This is a genomic window from Acinetobacter sp. ACNIH3 (assembly GCF_002918965.1).
Classification (GTDB): Bacteria; Pseudomonadota; Gammaproteobacteria; order Pseudomonadales; family Moraxellaceae; genus Acinetobacter; species Acinetobacter schindleri.
In genome coordinates, this window is the sequence record NZ_PQLP01000015.1 from 25,073 (window position 1) to 40,039 (window position 14,967).

A 14,967-nucleotide genomic window follows, 5' to 3' on the forward strand; every position below is an offset into this window, starting at 1 on the left:
GAAACAATATCATGAATAAACGGGATGTATTAATAAAGACGAGTTTATGTTCACTTCTTAGCCTTTATATGCCTTTACTTTATGCAGCGTCTGGTCAGGAAATTGCAACTTCGTTAAAAGATAATTTACAAGGTGTATTTACCCCAAAATCGGATGATCATTTTAATAAAGTAGATCTTAAACAGCTCTCAAATTTTGATGTCGATACCTCAAAGTTTGATGAACTTCCTGTTATCGGTTCAACACATTCCAATACGGTCAATACTGCGGGATTGAGCTTGGTAAGCCCCACTTCAAGAACGCTTGATATTTCTGAGGCAGTGAAAATTGCGGTTCAGCGACATCCTGAAATTAGTCAAAATATTGCGAGTCTTGCTTCTCAAAATGCCAATATTGATGTGGCTAAAGCTGCATATTATCCTCAATTATCGGGTGGTATTTCGACTGGAGATATGACTTCTGGCGAACGCGGTCGGCAGTTATTAAGTCTTAATGCGACACAGATGGTCTATGATTTTGGTAAGGTCAAATCCAGTGTGGATATTCAAAAAGCCAGATTAGCATTGCAGCAGGCGCAAGTGCTGGTCAAGATTGATGAGGTTGCACTTGAGGTTGCAAGTGCAATCGTGAATCTAAAACGCTATGAGGAAGTCTGTCGCATTGCACAGCAGCAAGTAGATGGGATTGCACGTATTGCTGAGATTGCCAATTTGCGTGCAAATGCTGGCATTAGCAGTCAGGCAGATCCCGTGCAGGCGAAGTCGTATCTTGAAGCTTCCCAATCAAATTTAATTGCTCAACAAACACAATTAAGACTGTATCAACAAAAATTACGGACTTTACTGGGCTTTGATATCAGTCGGATCAACTGGAAAATACCTGAAAATGTAGTCACTGAATCAAAGATTTTTGAAGCACCTAAAATCAATACGATTCCTACGATTATGTCTGCTCAAGCAGAAGTAAATGTCGCAAAAGCACAGAAAACTCAGACAGATCTCAGTCGTTACCCTACTTTAAATTTAGTTGGAACGCTAAGTCAGGCACTGAATGGTGTCAATCCAAACAATAACAAGGATGACGGATTTGATAGTTCAATTAAATTTGAAGCAAGCAGTAACTTCTTTCAGGGTGGATCAGTGGGGGCGCAAAGTCGCGCTGCAAGTTATGCAGAAGAAGCTGCCAAAGCCAAAGTACAAAATAGTTATATGGATATTCTGGAACAGATTCGCATGACTGAGGAACAAGTCACAAATAAACAACGGCAGATGCAGGTTTTGGTTGCCAGACAATCAACCACCACCAGAACAAAAGAATTATATCAGGAGCAATATAAGCTTGGTACGCGGACAGTAGTGGACTTACTTAATGCTGAACAAGCCATTCATAGTGCAAATATGGAAATTGAAAATAATCGTTATGATATTTATGCAAATCTAGTCCAACTTATCTCGACTACAGGTCAATCACGAGATGTTTATCATCTTAATCGTCTATCCATTCAGGGGGTTGAGGTTCAGCCATGAGTACGATGAATTACCAGCCATATCTTCAGGCAATTTTATTGATTGCCAAACATTATCGTATCGAAACCTCTGAAGAACGTATCCGTTTGCAGATGGATTGGGCAGGGGCTAGTGCAGCAGATGAGGTCGTGAAAACGATTGCACGTCAGATTGGCTTAAGTGTACGTAAAAGTAAATTTTCAAAAGAGATGCTTAATCCATGGCGTTTACCAGTCATCGTGGTATTCAAGGATGGTCAAGTTGGTGTGGTTGATCAGGCAGATGTCGATCATAATGTCAGTATCCAGATGAGTGGTGATCAGGGGCTTGCGCAAAGTTTTGTTGCTTCTGACCTTCAACATGAAATTGAAAGTGTTTATATCCTGCGACCTGAAAAATCAGTTGCAGATGCGCGTATTGATGAATATATCAAACCTTATGAGAGTAGTTGGTTCTGGTCGATCGTGTTACGTGACTGGAAACGATATATCGATATTATGTTTGCATCATTAATTGCAAATATTCTGGCACTGGCAACCATTATATTTTCAATGCAAGTCTATGATCGAGTCGTGCCTTCTCAGTCAATTCCTACGTTATGGGTGTTGGCAGGTGGTGTATTGATTGCGGCAATTTTTGAATTTGTTTTACGTGTAGCGCGTATCTATTTATCAGATATTATTGGTAAACGAGCAGACTTGCGTATTTCAGATCGGGTTTTTGGTCATACGCTCAGAATTAAAAATAGTGAGCGTTCCAAATCAACAGGTACTTTTATTTCCCAAATTCGGGAGTTGGAAGGGGTGCGGGAGCTAGTCACCTCAACGACGATTAGCGCCATTGCCGACTTGCCATTTTTCTTTTTATTTTTGGTTATATTCTGGATCATTGGCGGCAATCTTTTCTGGGTCATGGTACTTGTTGTACCGCTTATGATTATTCCAGCCATATTGGCACAAAGACCACTGGCTAAACTTGCCAGAGAGGGAATGCGTGAGTCTTCGATTCGTAATGCAATATTGGTGGAATCAGTGCAAGGCATAGAGGACATTAAGCTGTTACGCGCTGAATCCAGATTCCAGAATCAATGGAATCATATGAATGAAATGTCTGCCGATATTAGTATGAAGCAGCGTAAAATAGTGGGCGTGATGACTGCATGGACGCAAAAAGTCCAAGGTCTGACTTATGCTCTTGTGGTACTTGTTGGCTGTTTTGCCGTGATTAGTGGAGAAATGACCACAGGTGCATTGGTTGCATGCTCAATTTTATCTTCACGAATGTTGGCACCAATTGCACAAATTACGGGTGTTTTGGGACGATTACAGCAAGCCAAAGTCGCAAAAAGTAGTCTTGATGAGTTAATGAAAAAGCCAGTTGACCAACCTGATCGGGCGCATTTGATCCATCGCTCAGTATTGTTGGGTGATTATCAATTGAATGGCACTTTATTTAAATATAATCAAGATGATGCAAAACCCAATCTAGCGATTGCTCAACTAGCAATTCGGGCGGGAGAGAAAATTGCAATTTTAGGCCGAAATGGCGCGGGGAAATCCACATTATTGCAATTATTATCAGGCATGCAAATGCCGCAGCAAGGTAATATTTATCTTGATGGTCTTGATTTATCACTGATTGATCCTGCTGATATTCGTCGTGATACAGGGTTACTTAATCAGAGTGCGCATTTGTTTTATGGCACAATCAGGGAAAACCTAACTTTAGGCGCACCTTTAGCCTCAGATGATGACTTGATTCAGGCGCTCAAAATGACAGGAGCTTGGTCATTTGTACAAGATAAAAAAGAAGGTCTTGATCATCTTGTACTTGAGGGTGGCTTAGGTTTCTCTGGTGGACAACGGCAGGCTTTGTTGCTGTCACGCTTGCTTATTCGCCAACCTAATATTGTATTGTTAGATGAGCCAACAGCGTCGATTGATGATGTAGCAGAAAAACAATTTATTGATCATCTAATGAATTGGATGGGGCATCGGACTTTAATTGTTGCAACTCATCGGCGAGCTGTTTTGGCATTAGTTGATCGAATTATTGTCATGAATGAGGGGAAAATTGTGATGGATGGTCCACGCGATCAGATTTTGAGTCAATCAAATAATCAAACTCATCCATCCAGTGGGGCACAATAATGAATGAACAACCACAACAAACAAAACGTCCTGCTAAAGCTTCATTTCATGAACCACCTTTACCTAAATCGAGTATGGTCATCTGGATTATTGGCTTAGGACTTTTGGTGTTCTTTATATGGGCTGCTTTATTTAAATTGGAAGAAGTTTCTACAGGTACGGGTAAAGTTATTCCATCTTCTAAAGAGCAAATTATTCAGTCATTAGAGGGTGGTATTTTGACCAAACTCGATGTTAAAGAAGGTGATATTGTAGAAAAAGGCACCATATTGGCACAACTTGATCCGACTCGCTTTGCATCTAATGTAGGTGAATCGCAGTCTTTGCTCGTTTCTTCATTGGCCACTTCGGCACGTTTACGGGCAGAAGTAAATGGAACTGCATTACAATTTCCCGAGATAGTTCAAAAAGATTCGCAATTGGTTCGTGAAGAAACACAGTTGTATAATACACGACGGAAAAATTTAGAAGAGTCAATATCAGATCTAACGACTTCTTTAACATTGGTACAGCAAGAGCTAAGAATGACTGAGCCGTTAGTTGCTAAAGGAGCTGCAAGTGAGGTAGAGGTTTTAAGGTTAAAACGTCAAGCTTCTGATTTACAAAAGCAAATTAATGATACACGTAGTCAGTATTATGTAAAAGCAAGGGAAGAATTATCCAAAGCCAATACCGACGTAGAAACACAACGGCAGATTGTGAAAGGAAAATCAGATACATTAAATCGTACAGTCTTTAGAGCGCCTGTTCGCGGTGTGGTAAAAGAAATCGATGTAATGACTTTAGGTGGCGTAATTCCTCCTAATGGCAAGATTATGACGATTGTGCCGTTAGATGAACAGCTTCTGATCGAAGCTAGAATTTCGCCAAGAGATATTGCCTTTATTCGTCCAAACCAACAAGCTTTAGTCAAAATTACAGCGTACGATTATGCGATATATGGCGGATTACATGGCAAAGTGACCGTGATATCTCCTGATACGATTCGAGATGAAGTTAAACAGGATCAATTTTACTATCGGGTTTATATTCGCACTGATTCAGATAAGCTGCGAAATAAACAGGGTAAGACTTTTGCGATTACGCCTGGAATGGTGGCGACAGTTGATATTCGCACTGGACAGAAAACAGTGCTGGACTATTTGATTAAGCCATTCAATAAAGCCAGAGAAGCGTTAAGAGAAAGATAAAGTCTTAAATTTTATGGATTTTGTAGTGATACAAAATCCTTTTTTTAATTTTAGATATCTCATTACCGCGCACGAACCACAAGCCGATAATACCCAATCAATAAAAAAATACCTGTCGCACAGCTCAAAAATATGAGTTTAGTTAAAACCAGATAAGTTTGAGTGTAAGCGTCCGCTGAACCCCATGCCCATTTTTTAATTTGAGTTGGATTTCCAGCGATGTGGCAGTAATTCTTCTATTTGGGTCGCTTTATGCGTCGGTAGCCTTTTCAGCACATCACTTAAATAGGCATACGGATCCAAGCCATTCAGCTTTGCTGACTGGATTAATGTCATGATATTGGCTGCTCGCTGACCGTAAGCGTCCGCTGAACCCCATGCCTATTTTTTAATTCGATTTAGGTTTCCAGCGGTGTGGCAGTAACTCTTCAATTTGGGTCGCTTTATGCGTCGGCAGCCTTTTCAGCACATCACTTAAATAGGCAGTAAGCGTCCGCTGAACGTAAGCGTCCGCTGAACCCCATGCCTATTTTTTAATTCGATTTAGGTTTCCAGCGGTGTGGCAGTAACTCTTCAATTTGGGTCACTTTGTGTGTCGGCAGCCTTTTCAGCACATCACTTAAATAGGCATACGGATCCAAGCCATTCAGCTTTGCTGACTGGATTAACGTCATGATGTTTGCCGCTCGCTGACCACTGCGCAGCGAACCTGCAAACAGCCAGTTCTTGCGCCCCAACGCCCAGGGACGCATCTGATTTTCAATCGGCTTTGTAGCACAAAGATTTCATAACTATTTGATTTTAAAAGTTTTGATTATTTTTTGATCCAAAATTAAATTTATTTAAATCAGATGCTTACATATTTGTGCAACAAAGCCAGTTTAATGGCGTAAAAAGGTAAAAAACCGTTAGCCCAGTCACAGGCTAACGGTTTTTGAATGATTAAAGGCGATGTAGTTTTTTACCCAATGGGTGAAATTTTACCCCAAACAATGCCCCCATAACCGCCCCGCTACTGGTTTTTTGCCAAATTTAAAGGTTATAAAAATCTTTATCAAATGCCTGTTTTAGATTGATTGGCTCGGCACGTTTTTTATGATTTAAACGATGGCGAGTGGTCGAGGCGGTCTGATAGGCACGCAGTCGCGCATGTTGCAAATTACCAATCGGACGGTTGGCTTCAATACAGCGAAACGGGGTAAATGACAAGTGTTCCATAATGTCAAAATTACCGTCATCCGGCACATCTTGGCAAGGGATGGTGAGTTTTGCCACTGTCACAAACGGGGCGTCTTTTTCATCCCATTCTTTGGTCAAGTCATTAATGGGTTGGTCTTTTAAGTTACGGCACAGCTGGATTTGCACATCAAACTCATAATCGTGCTGACGGATTTCTTGTAAAATCAGAGGACGAATCGCCTCGCTGGTGGCATTGACATCGAGATCTCGGCGTTTGATTTTGGCTTGTGACGCTTTGGTCGGGGCGACACGGATTTTCGCCATATAGTCGCCATGACGCACCGCCCCTTGTGAGTAAAAACTGTATAACAAGGTATTTTGCGGTTTGATGGTTTTAAACTTACTAAAAGCCCTAAAAGTCTTGAGGGATTCTTTGGATGGCAGTTTTTTGCCATATTGGGTAATCCAGTCAAAGGCAAATTTGGCTTGCCCTTTCGCGCCTTTGGCAAAATAATCATTTAATTGTAAAAATAGCCGTGAAATATAACTATAGTCTTGGATAGTATTACAAAAGAAAATAGGAAAATTAATCAGATTGTAGTCAAAGTTTGGGCTATCTGGCTCATCTGGCAGTAATTTGTCGCCTTTGACACCAAAGACTTTAATCGCCAACCCTTGAGAAAGTCCCAACTTGTTGTCGGCAGCCACACGAGATGAACCGTTAGAAAAACGAATCACCGCTTCATGGCGAGCGGGTTTGGCATAGATACCTTGGGCATATTCTTTGGGCAGTTTTGGTAAAATCTCAAAGTTGGCTTTTAACGCACAGTAGCCTTTGGCATGGGCATCTCGGGTGTGATAATTGATTTTGCTAACCGTGTCTGATTTGCCGATATAGTCACGAATATCTGCGGTGATTTGGTCGATGGCTTTTTCATCGTCGCTCGTAAGCTGGTCGATGGCTGGGTCAAACTTGGCATAACGACCACCGAATAATTTATTTAGCATGATGATTGTCCTCTGTTATTTTCATTATTTTATAAGGTTAAGTGTACTAAAACGCCTAACCTTTTTTATTTAGTTTTACACTAATATGAATTTTCGTTAAGCTCACTAATCCATTTAAGTGCCGACAAGCTCGGTACAAAAAGATATTCACCGCCTTGTAGGGTATTAAATTGCAAAATATTGGTATGACGCTTACGAATTGGCTCATCGGGTACGGTGAACACATCGCTATCAGCGTCACTACCTGCGTGTACGCCTAGCATTGGGTCACGCTCTTCCCCAAGGTTCATAAAGTTACCGTCATTAATCCATTGACTTTGCAAAAACTCAAGCGTGTCCATGGCATGCGCGTTGATACCGATAAAAAATAGACCCCGCTCTTGACCATCGTCTTGGGTCACGTTGGGCGGCACGATATCGCCATACGAAACGCTACGGCGGATGATACGGTGAAGACGCACATCGCTTAGAATAAAATCTTTGGTATTACGGGGGTTCATACGGCGAGCATGGGCACCAAATGGGCAGCCTTTGCCATAGGGATCGTCCGTGTAGTCAAATTTATTGTTTGCTACATTGTCTTTACCGAGGGCTTCATCATCATGGTCTGGGCTTAGGGTGATGGGGGCACCCGAACGCCAGCGGCCAAACATTTTTGCCCCCAATTTATCGGCTTTAGCTGGGTCATTGTCGCTTTGTTCAAGGCAATAGCGGTGAAAGTCAGCCACATTACTGCGGTATTTTCGCAGTACCATAAATGAGCCGTTTTTTCCCAATACTTCAGGCTGTGGCATGGGGGGTACCACGCCCGCCTCACCTTTATAACCTAACACAAATTCACCTGCCGCAATCGGGCGTTCGGTGTTATTTTCAAGGGTGATACCACTGCCATCCACTTCTGGGTTACTGATGCCATCGCGATAACCAAACACGTTTTTGACGTCACCATCTACGCCAAAATCATGTTCCACCAAGATTTCGATCGCGTTACGGCTGGTATCTAGATAAGGGGCAAACGCCTGTTTAAGTTCGGCAAGTTTGGCTTGCCATTTTTCTTGGCTATTGGCAATCACCGCGCCGCAAATATGAATATCGCCTTTATCACCAAATGGCGCAAGCCAGTTACTCGGGTCATTGTCACCTTTGTCACCCAAGATATCGGAGCGGCCTGCCATCCCTGTTTTGAAATTTTCTGGGAAAGAATCAAGCGAGCTTTGCGGTAAGCCTAAAGCTTTTAGCCCCTCATACGTCATCACAATGGTCAAATTGGCATCCATGTCTTTTCGGAAATTTTTTGAGCCTTTGACGTTTGGTAATACCGCTTTTAATAATTCACGACCTGCGTTGCTGTCATTGACTTTTAGCGCGACAAGCGTGCCGTAGTAAGGCGCAGGGCGGTCATGCAAAATAATAGCTTGAATATCCTCAAGCTCCATCGTGGCGATATTGGGATAGATAGCGTTCGTTGCCCGTGTCATGACGCTGTGCAGCTGCGTGCCGATTTTTTGTTTCGCTTCGTGTACCCGTTCTTTGACACTGACTTTTTCAGCGGGTATATCGCTGTGTTCAAATTTGTCTTTAATGGCATCTATGCCATGCTCGATACCATCTTGTAGATGGGTTTTTAATTTGCCAAGTAGGCTTTCATTCGCTGGGTTGTCGTTATTCATGGTCGTTCCTAGCAGGGAATTTTAAAAATTTGATGCTAAGAACCTGTTCACAATGCAACACGCTAAAAAATACCGCTTATGGTAAAAATCACGCAACAAATGGCTTTTGTACCGAAATTTTAACCTAAAGCTTGCCCATTCAGAGTACGCTTGGAATAGTACCCTTATAATAGTACGATAAACGTGATAGGGTGAATACAGGTTCTAAGCAGGCTTATTGGGCTTGTTCAATGGCTTTATTAATGCCACGCACGATTTTGTCATTACGCGCAATATCACGAACCGTCAGATGCGGTACACCCACATACCAACCGGTAGCGGTAATCTGATGGTCAAGGATAAATTGCTTGACAGTCGGGCTTTTAATCCCAGGCCAACCCTCTACATTGCCAAAAATCAAGTCCATGAGTTCTGGAATTTTGGTAGCAAAGTCATTGATGTAGGCGTCCCAATCGCCATCATAGGCGGTACAAAACAGTAGCTTGGTGTCATTGTCTAAAAACACCAACCGCAAATCATGCAAGGTGCCTACATTGGTCGCCCCTGCAAGATTGCCTTTGGTGATTTCTAAAATTCGTTTGATACGAGCTGCCCCATCTTTGGTTAAGGGGGCGATGGCGGTGAGTTCAGACACTTTGCCTGATTTTAAGCCCTTTTCACCGGCACTGGTGACAGAATGGTCATAGCCATCATTAGCGCCCTCTTTTAGATTTGCCATGAGCATTTGGGCTTTTAATGCCACATCGTCTAATAAAGAAAGTTTTTCATTGTTTTCAGTTGTCATATTTATTGCCCTTATAGTTAGTTGATCATTAATTGAAGTGCATGATTTAAATTTATTTATCCCATTGTTTTATGATTTAAAATTTAAATCTTTTTTATTATATAAGCCGCAAAAAGCAAAAGCGTTAAAATAACTTTTATCACCCATAAAATTACACAACTAAGCTATTGATTAAAAAATGACATACTAGAGACCGTAAAACTAACAGTGTTGGCTTAAAAAATATTCATTACTATCAATAGGTTATTCACATCCCGAATATAACCTAGCTATAGAGAAGTCATTTTTCCTGTGTTGCATTTGCTAAAAAAGTTGGGATATTGACACCTTGATGATTAACTTTAGCAAAGTAGCTTGCTGGTCTAATCTCACCGTATAACTGGCTACCACTTTTTAAAACAAAGTCTATCAGTTAAAAGGTTTATCAGTTAAAAGATGTTTATCATGGCTAGGGTGGATTCCACACACCCTGTCGGATGATAGGTGTCTAATGATAGGTATAGACGAAGCGAAAAACGTGCTTTAATTAGCACGTTTTATCACAAGCATTGAAGACGCCTTTAATATGTCTTTAAGATGAATTTAAGAGGCGATGGCGTGTTTAGGTGCAGCAGTGGTAGGTGTTTTTGGGGTTGCAGTGTCACGGGTTTGTTGCGGTGGTGCATAGTTATTAGCGACAATCTCACCAAACGGTCCTGTCAAATTTGGCTTGACCAAGGTGTTTTGGGTGTCTTTCGGTAATAATGGGAAAACCAATTCAGCAAACCGATACGCCTCTTCTAAGTGTGGATAGCCTGAAAAAATAAAGTTATCAATGCCCAAATCGGCATACTCTTGAATACGCGCGGCAACAGTTTGTGGGTCGCCCACCAGTGCGGTGCCTGCGCCACCACGTACCAGTCCAATCCCTGCCCATAAGTTGGGCGAAATTTCTAAGTTATCACGGCGACCGCCATGCAAGGCTGCCATACGTTGTTGTCCCACCGAGTCCATTTGGGCAAATTTGGCTTGGGCAGCGGCAATGGTGTCGTCATTCACATGACTCAATAATTCATCAGCGGCTTGCCAAGCGGCTTCATTGGTTTCACGCACAATCACGTGCAGACGAATACCATAGCTTAATGTACGACCTTTGGCAGCGGCTTTGGTTTTAAGCTGCTCAATCTTCTCTTTGACGGCGGCAGGCGGCTCACCCCACGTCAAATAACTGTCAACTTGTTCGGCAGCCAGTGTTTGCGCCGCCTCAGATGAACCGCCAAACCACAAGGGCGGATATGGCTGTTGTAGAGGGGGGTACAGCAATTTAGCATCTTCTACTTGCAAGCGTTCACCGTTAAAAGTAAAGGATTCGCCTGTGTGCGAGCGAGTCAAAATCTCTCGCCAAATCGTGGTGTATTCACTGGCTGTCTGATAACGCGTCGCGTGGTCTTCAAAGATGCCATCGCCTTTAAGCTCTTGTTCATCGCCGCCTGTGACCAGATTAAGCAGCAATCGACCATTTGATAATCGATCAAAGGTGCCTGTCATGCGAGCAGCAAGCGCGGGTGTCGTCACCCCAGGGCGTAATGCCACCAAAAACTTTAAGCGAGTGGTCGCATCAATGAGACTAGCGGCGACCAACCAAGGGTCTTCACATGAGCGACCTGTCGGAATCAACACGCCCTCATAGCCAAGGTTATCGGCTGCCACTGCAATTTGCTTCATATAGGTATGGTCAACGGTTCTTGCCCCTTTACTCGTGCCTAAATAACGACTGTCGCCATGTGTCGGTATAAACCAAAAAATTTTCATCGTAACCCCTGCTTGTAAGCTCAAAAATTGATTAAGATAACTCGCCTTCGGTCGTCTTTGCGTAAGTCCTATTAATAAGTACGCTATTCGGTAGTAATTATTTTGATACCGGTAATTCATTAATGAACTTTATGATTTTCAACATAAAATGATAGGATTTCCTCTCTTTTTCTAGAATTTTTCTGTCTATATTTTAGAGAATAAAGTTGAGATTTTTAGAAATTAATTATAAAAAATGCCAATTATATCAATAAGATAATTGGCGGTAGTAAAGACTTCTTTTATCCGGTGATGCGTCTATCATCCCAATAACACGGTACTACAATCAAATTGTTTTCATGTAATCGTGACCATAATCGGACACCTAAATCTCGCTGCATATTTTGGACTGTGAAGTTGGAAATCAGCAGAGTAGATTTCATGTTGTCATAACGGCTATATAAGACCTTATGCACCATCTCCAGGCGTTTTTCATGCCGGTCATGCAGGCCATATTCATCAATCACCAATAAATCAAAACTGGAGAAATGGTCGATGACTTCTTTCTCAGAGCGTGAAGCATCTGACCAGGTATCCATCATTTTTTGAGCAATTTCTGCGCTGGTATAGTAGCGTGCAGATTTTGTACTGTTATGCAGAATGTTGCGAATGATTGACGCACTCAGATGAGTCTTTCCTGTACCCGGTGTACCAATGAGCAGTAGGTTTGGATAATGGTCAGAAATAATCTGCTGTGCAAAAGCCTGACATAGTTTGATGGCATTGTCTTGTGCAGGACATGCAACTACATAATTCTTGAAGCCACGATCCAGGTAGCGTTTATTGAGCCCTGAGTTTTTGATTTTCTGTTGTAGCAATCGCTGTTGCAACTCATCTGCATAGGCTGCATGTGAGTGATGGACGGTTTCTTTGGCACACAATTTACATAGCTTGTGACCAGCGATTTCCATCAGGGGTATATGATGGGTAGGGCAAAGTGTTTCCGTTGTTTCTGTGCGAAACTGGAGCGTTTTAAGCATGGTATTCATGATCACTCTCCTAAATCCATTTGGAATTTTCTAAAAAATCCTCATTTTTTTCTTCAAAATTTGAAGATGAAGATGAAGATGAAGATGAAGATGAAGATGAAGATGAAGGGCATGGTTCAAGCATGACTTGAGTAATACTCGGGTTCTTCTCAGGAGCTGCTTGAGCATTTACTTTTCGTTGCTTGGCTGATGCTTGAGCATTACTTGCGGATTTCCCCCAACGTACTTGAGCTGCATTTTTAGCTTTATCAGATTTCATTTGCTGATTTTGCAATGCTTGGCTTTTTAAACTGCTTAAGAAATTTGAATGAATCTGCTCAGACTCGACTTCAAACAATTCTAGGGCCATCAGCGTATTTAACAAAGTTTTAGCCTTGGTGTGCTGCGGTAATTTCGTGATGCTACAAACAGTCGCTAGGTCGTGAGGAATGGCACCATTTTTCCAGAAATCCATCATTAACAGCAGTGCCGCACCAATTTGTTCTGCCGTCATTCGTGCAAATTTTGCCTGTAGGTCGCCAATATAGAGTGGCATCCAAATTGAAATATCTTTATGCATGTGTTCACCTTTTTATAGGTATAGAGGGGCTAAGGTCATCGATTTGATGACCTTTTATGATTGTTTTATTAGTGAGCTAGGCTCATTAACCGGAAACGGGCCTGTTGAGCCAAGTCATCGTAATGAGCTTGCCCTTCATCCAGCATTCGCTGTAGCCAGAGTCTTAATGCTTGGTGATCATCGAAGCATTTATTGATTTCCAGCAAAAAGGCCAGATTGTGCAGTTTGGGAATGTGTAGCTCATGGATTAATTCACGAGCGACCATATCTGCTTCTGGGCTAACGACTACGCCGCCAAAAAAAGCTTTACTGTTCATGGACAAGCTTCTCTGTATTCAGTCTCTCCAGCATGGCTTCAAAAGCACTACCATCGCGGCGCGTAACATTAGGGATGTAACGGCTATAGACCCGGAATAGCATTTCAGTCGTTGAATGTCCCAGCTGGCGTGCAATCCATTCTGGGTTCTCGCCTGCCGACAGCCAGAGCGTAGCTGCAGTATGACGTGTTTGATAAGCACGACGAGGTTTTAGCCCTAAATAGCGTAGCAGGGGATGCCAGACACGCTTATTGACCAGGCGATAATCAAGCGGCCCACCATCGCGATTACAAAATACAAATTCTGATTTTCCAGAATTTAAGCTTTTTTGTTGCAGAAAGGCCTGATAAACCCGATCACTCATCTGGATCGTGCGGTCAGAACCATAAGTTTTGGTTCCACCAAGCTCCCCATTCACCAATGCTTCACGAATGTGGATTTCCCGACGTTGTAAGTCCACATTTTTCCATTGCAAGCCATCGATCTCACTGGTGCGCATACCTGTGAAAAATCGAACAGTATAATAAGGCTTAAAATCATCACGAACTGTGGCAAGGATTGCGTGTACTTCCTTTAATGAAAAAGGTGTTACTTCAATCTTTCCTTGCTTTAAGTTCTTGATATTTTTATAAGGGCTATCAAATTCATATCGTTCGGCAGCACTATCGAGTATCATACGAAGCACTATCATAATCTGGTTGATTCTTGATGGTGAAAGGCATTCTTGGTTTTTTCCGTGAGTCACTTTGGCGAGGGATGAACGGAATCCAAGAATGTCTGACTTTTTAATATTAATAACAGGAATTGCGCCAAAAAAAGGGATCAAGTACTTTTTGATTACAATTTGAATTTTCTCCTTATAACTTGTACGCCACTCTATTTCTTTATCAGTGAACCAGATTTCACAGAACTTTGAAAATAGAGGTGTTTTAGAGCTGATTTCATTTACTCTGTTTTCTGCATTTTTGATTTCTTTCAAACGAGAACTTTTTGGAAAGTACTTAGCATAGTCAAAAATACCCAATAAGATTTCCGCTTCCATTCGCTCAATCACTTTTTCAAGCTTTTTGCGATTCGGAGCATTGTCTTCAAGAGCTGTTGTTTCACGACAACGGATGTTTAAGTATCGAAAATCGACACATAACTTACCGTATCTAGTACGGATGGCAGCCATAATAATATCCTCCTTATTGAAGTTGTAGGCTGTGTAGCGAGCCTAAAGTGGTTTTAGTCATATCTTCTTCAATACGCTCCCATACATATAAAATTTTGCGTCCACCAAAAGGGCGGATGTAATGAATACCTTCGATTAGAACGCTATCCTTTAACTGATTACGAATGGTACGTTCGTTATAATGGATTCGTTCTGCCAATTCTTTTGTAGTAATATAAGTAAGATTCATGTTTGTATCCTTTTATAAAGTATCACAATGGTGTTATTTAAGATCATAATGCAATAATAAATGCGTTTAATACATCATGCAAGTACTTTATTACACAATGGTGGTAATTAATGATAGTTTGTAACTTGCCTGTTCTTTTGGCGGAACGAAGAATGAAAGTGGCAGATGTAGCTCGGGCAACCGGAATGAGTAAGACGACTTTACATAAGCTTTATAATGGTCAATCAACTCGTATTGATTTTGAAACATTAGAAAAATTGTGCGTATTGTTAAATGTAGACGTTGGTGATTTATTAAAGTTCAAGCCAGATGAATAATTATTGCTAATAAAAAGCGTCATATAATTTAATAATTTTCTAGTTAGTATATTGTTTTTATTAAGT

The 14,967-nt window shown here is 41.6% G+C and carries 13 protein-coding genes and 3 pseudogenes; 4 read left to right on the forward strand and 12 right to left on the reverse strand.

Going from position 1 to position 14,967, the window contains the following annotated elements; translation table 11 throughout:
- Positions 1 to 11 precede the first annotated feature (11 nt).
- The 3 genes from C3420_RS08205 to C3420_RS08215 are packed head-to-tail and all read left to right on the forward strand — an operon-like array spanning position 12 to position 4,845.
- Positions 12 to 1,526: a TolC family protein gene (locus tag C3420_RS08205; RefSeq protein ID WP_004835512.1), complete on the forward strand. Its 1,515-nt coding sequence runs from the start codon at positions 12 to 14 to the stop codon at positions 1,524 to 1,526.
- Positions 1,523 to 3,655 (forward strand): type I secretion system permease/ATPase, encoded by a 2,133-nt coding sequence (locus C3420_RS08210; protein WP_000106054.1) that lies wholly within the window; start codon positions 1,523 to 1,525, stop codon positions 3,653 to 3,655. The genes C3420_RS08205 and C3420_RS08210 overlap by 4 nt, the downstream gene beginning before the upstream one ends.
- On the forward strand, positions 3,655 to 4,845 hold the full coding sequence (locus C3420_RS08215) for an HlyD family efflux transporter periplasmic adaptor subunit (RefSeq protein WP_044112084.1): 1,191 nt from the start codon (positions 3,655 to 3,657) through the stop codon (positions 4,843 to 4,845). Before C3420_RS08210 ends, C3420_RS08215 begins: the two co-directional genes overlap by 1 nt.
- 195 nt (positions 4,846 to 5,040) lie before the next feature.
- Here the strand turns inward: C3420_RS08215 and C3420_RS08220 are convergent.
- The 12 genes and pseudogenes from C3420_RS08220 to C3420_RS08270 all read right to left on the reverse strand — a co-directional run.
- Positions 5,041 to 5,202 (reverse strand): annotated as a pseudogene (locus tag C3420_RS08220) (transposase domain-containing protein); the annotation flags it as partial.
- A gap of 31 nt (positions 5,203 to 5,233) precedes the next feature.
- Positions 5,234 to 5,320: pseudogene (locus tag C3420_RS17250) on the reverse strand (hypothetical protein); the annotation flags it as partial.
- Between the two features lie 58 nt (positions 5,321 to 5,378).
- Positions 5,379 to 5,609, reverse strand: a pseudogene (locus tag C3420_RS08225) (transposase domain-containing protein); the annotation flags it as partial.
- 268 nt (positions 5,610 to 5,877) lie between these two features.
- Positions 5,878 to 7,032, reverse strand: a complete 1,155-nt coding sequence (locus C3420_RS08230; protein WP_044112364.1) for a catalase family protein — start codon at positions 7,030 to 7,032, stop codon at positions 5,878 to 5,880.
- A gap of 80 nt (positions 7,033 to 7,112) precedes the next feature.
- Positions 7,113 to 8,702: a Dyp-type peroxidase gene (locus C3420_RS08235; RefSeq protein WP_044112365.1), complete on the reverse strand. Its 1,590-nt coding sequence runs from the start codon at positions 8,700 to 8,702 to the stop codon at positions 7,113 to 7,115.
- A gap of 214 nt (positions 8,703 to 8,916) precedes the next feature.
- A complete protein-coding gene (locus tag C3420_RS08240) occupies positions 8,917 to 9,486 on the reverse strand; it encodes a hypothetical protein (protein ID WP_004280952.1) in 570 nt (189 codons plus the stop codon).
- 582 nt (positions 9,487 to 10,068) lie between these two features.
- Positions 10,069 to 11,277: an FMNH2-dependent alkanesulfonate monooxygenase gene (gene ssuD, locus C3420_RS08245; RefSeq protein WP_004883940.1), complete on the reverse strand. Its 1,209-nt coding sequence runs from the start codon at positions 11,275 to 11,277 to the stop codon at positions 10,069 to 10,071.
- Positions 11,278 to 11,558: 281 nt separating this feature from the next.
- Positions 11,559 to 12,305 (reverse strand): ATP-binding protein, encoded by a 747-nt coding sequence (locus C3420_RS08250; RefSeq protein WP_002058176.1) that lies wholly within the window; start codon positions 12,303 to 12,305, stop codon positions 11,559 to 11,561.
- Positions 12,306 to 12,315: 10 nt separating this feature from the next.
- Positions 12,316 to 12,864 (reverse strand): DUF1376 domain-containing protein, encoded by a 549-nt coding sequence (locus C3420_RS08255; RefSeq protein WP_004280955.1) that lies wholly within the window; start codon positions 12,862 to 12,864, stop codon positions 12,316 to 12,318.
- Positions 12,865 to 12,932: 68 nt separating this feature from the next.
- Positions 12,933 to 13,181, reverse strand: a complete 249-nt coding sequence (locus C3420_RS08260) for a hypothetical protein (RefSeq protein WP_001084944.1) — start codon at positions 13,179 to 13,181, stop codon at positions 12,933 to 12,935.
- The gene (locus C3420_RS08265; RefSeq protein ID WP_004883936.1) at positions 13,171 to 14,355 is read right to left on the reverse strand and encodes a site-specific integrase; all 1,185 of its coding nucleotides are present in this window, start codon (positions 14,353 to 14,355) and stop codon (positions 13,171 to 13,173) included. Before C3420_RS08265 ends, C3420_RS08260 begins: the two co-directional genes overlap by 11 nt.
- Positions 14,356 to 14,368: 13 nt before the next feature.
- Complete coding sequence (locus C3420_RS08270) at positions 14,369 to 14,584, reverse strand: hypothetical protein (protein WP_001054887.1); 216 nt, start codon at positions 14,582 to 14,584, stop codon at positions 14,369 to 14,371.
- Positions 14,585 to 14,694: 110 nt separating this feature from the next.
- On the opposite strand from C3420_RS08270, the gene C3420_RS08275 reads away from it, so the two are divergent.
- A complete protein-coding gene (locus C3420_RS08275) occupies positions 14,695 to 14,901 on the forward strand; it encodes a helix-turn-helix domain-containing protein (protein WP_004280956.1) in 207 nt (68 codons plus the stop codon).
- Positions 14,902 to 14,967 lie beyond the last annotated feature (66 nt).

Coding starts and splice junctions, on each gene's coding strand:
- C3420_RS08270 (WP_001054887.1), bottom strand. CDS start 14,584: ATGAATCTTACTTATATTACTACAAAAGAATTGGCAGAACGAATCCAT.
- C3420_RS08275 (WP_004280956.1), top strand. CDS start 14,695: ATGATAGTTTGTAACTTGCCTGTTCTTTTGGCGGAACGAAGAATGAAA.
- C3420_RS08265 (WP_004883936.1), bottom strand. CDS start 14,355: ATGGCTGCCATCCGTACTAGATACGGTAAGTTATGTGTCGATTTTCGA.
- ssuD (WP_004883940.1), bottom strand. CDS start 11,277: ATGAAAATTTTTTGGTTTATACCGACACATGGCGACAGTCGTTATTTA.
- C3420_RS08210 (WP_000106054.1), top strand. CDS start 1,523: ATGAGTACGATGAATTACCAGCCATATCTTCAGGCAATTTTATTGATT.
- C3420_RS08230 (WP_044112364.1), bottom strand. CDS start 7,032: ATGCTAAATAAATTATTCGGTGGTCGTTATGCCAAGTTTGACCCAGCC.
- C3420_RS08235 (WP_044112365.1), bottom strand. CDS start 8,702: ATGAATAACGACAACCCAGCGAATGAAAGCCTACTTGGCAAATTAAAA.
- C3420_RS08205 (WP_004835512.1), top strand. CDS start 12: ATGAATAAACGGGATGTATTAATAAAGACGAGTTTATGTTCACTTCTT.
- C3420_RS08255 (WP_004280955.1), bottom strand. CDS start 12,864: ATGCATAAAGATATTTCAATTTGGATGCCACTCTATATTGGCGACCTA.
- C3420_RS08250 (WP_002058176.1), bottom strand. CDS start 12,305: ATGAATACCATGCTTAAAACGCTCCAGTTTCGCACAGAAACAACGGAA.
- C3420_RS08215 (WP_044112084.1), top strand. CDS start 3,655: ATGAATGAACAACCACAACAAACAAAACGTCCTGCTAAAGCTTCATTT.
- C3420_RS08240 (WP_004280952.1), bottom strand. CDS start 9,486: ATGACAACTGAAAACAATGAAAAACTTTCTTTATTAGACGATGTGGCA.
- C3420_RS08260 (WP_001084944.1), bottom strand. CDS start 13,181: ATGAACAGTAAAGCTTTTTTTGGCGGCGTAGTCGTTAGCCCAGAAGCA.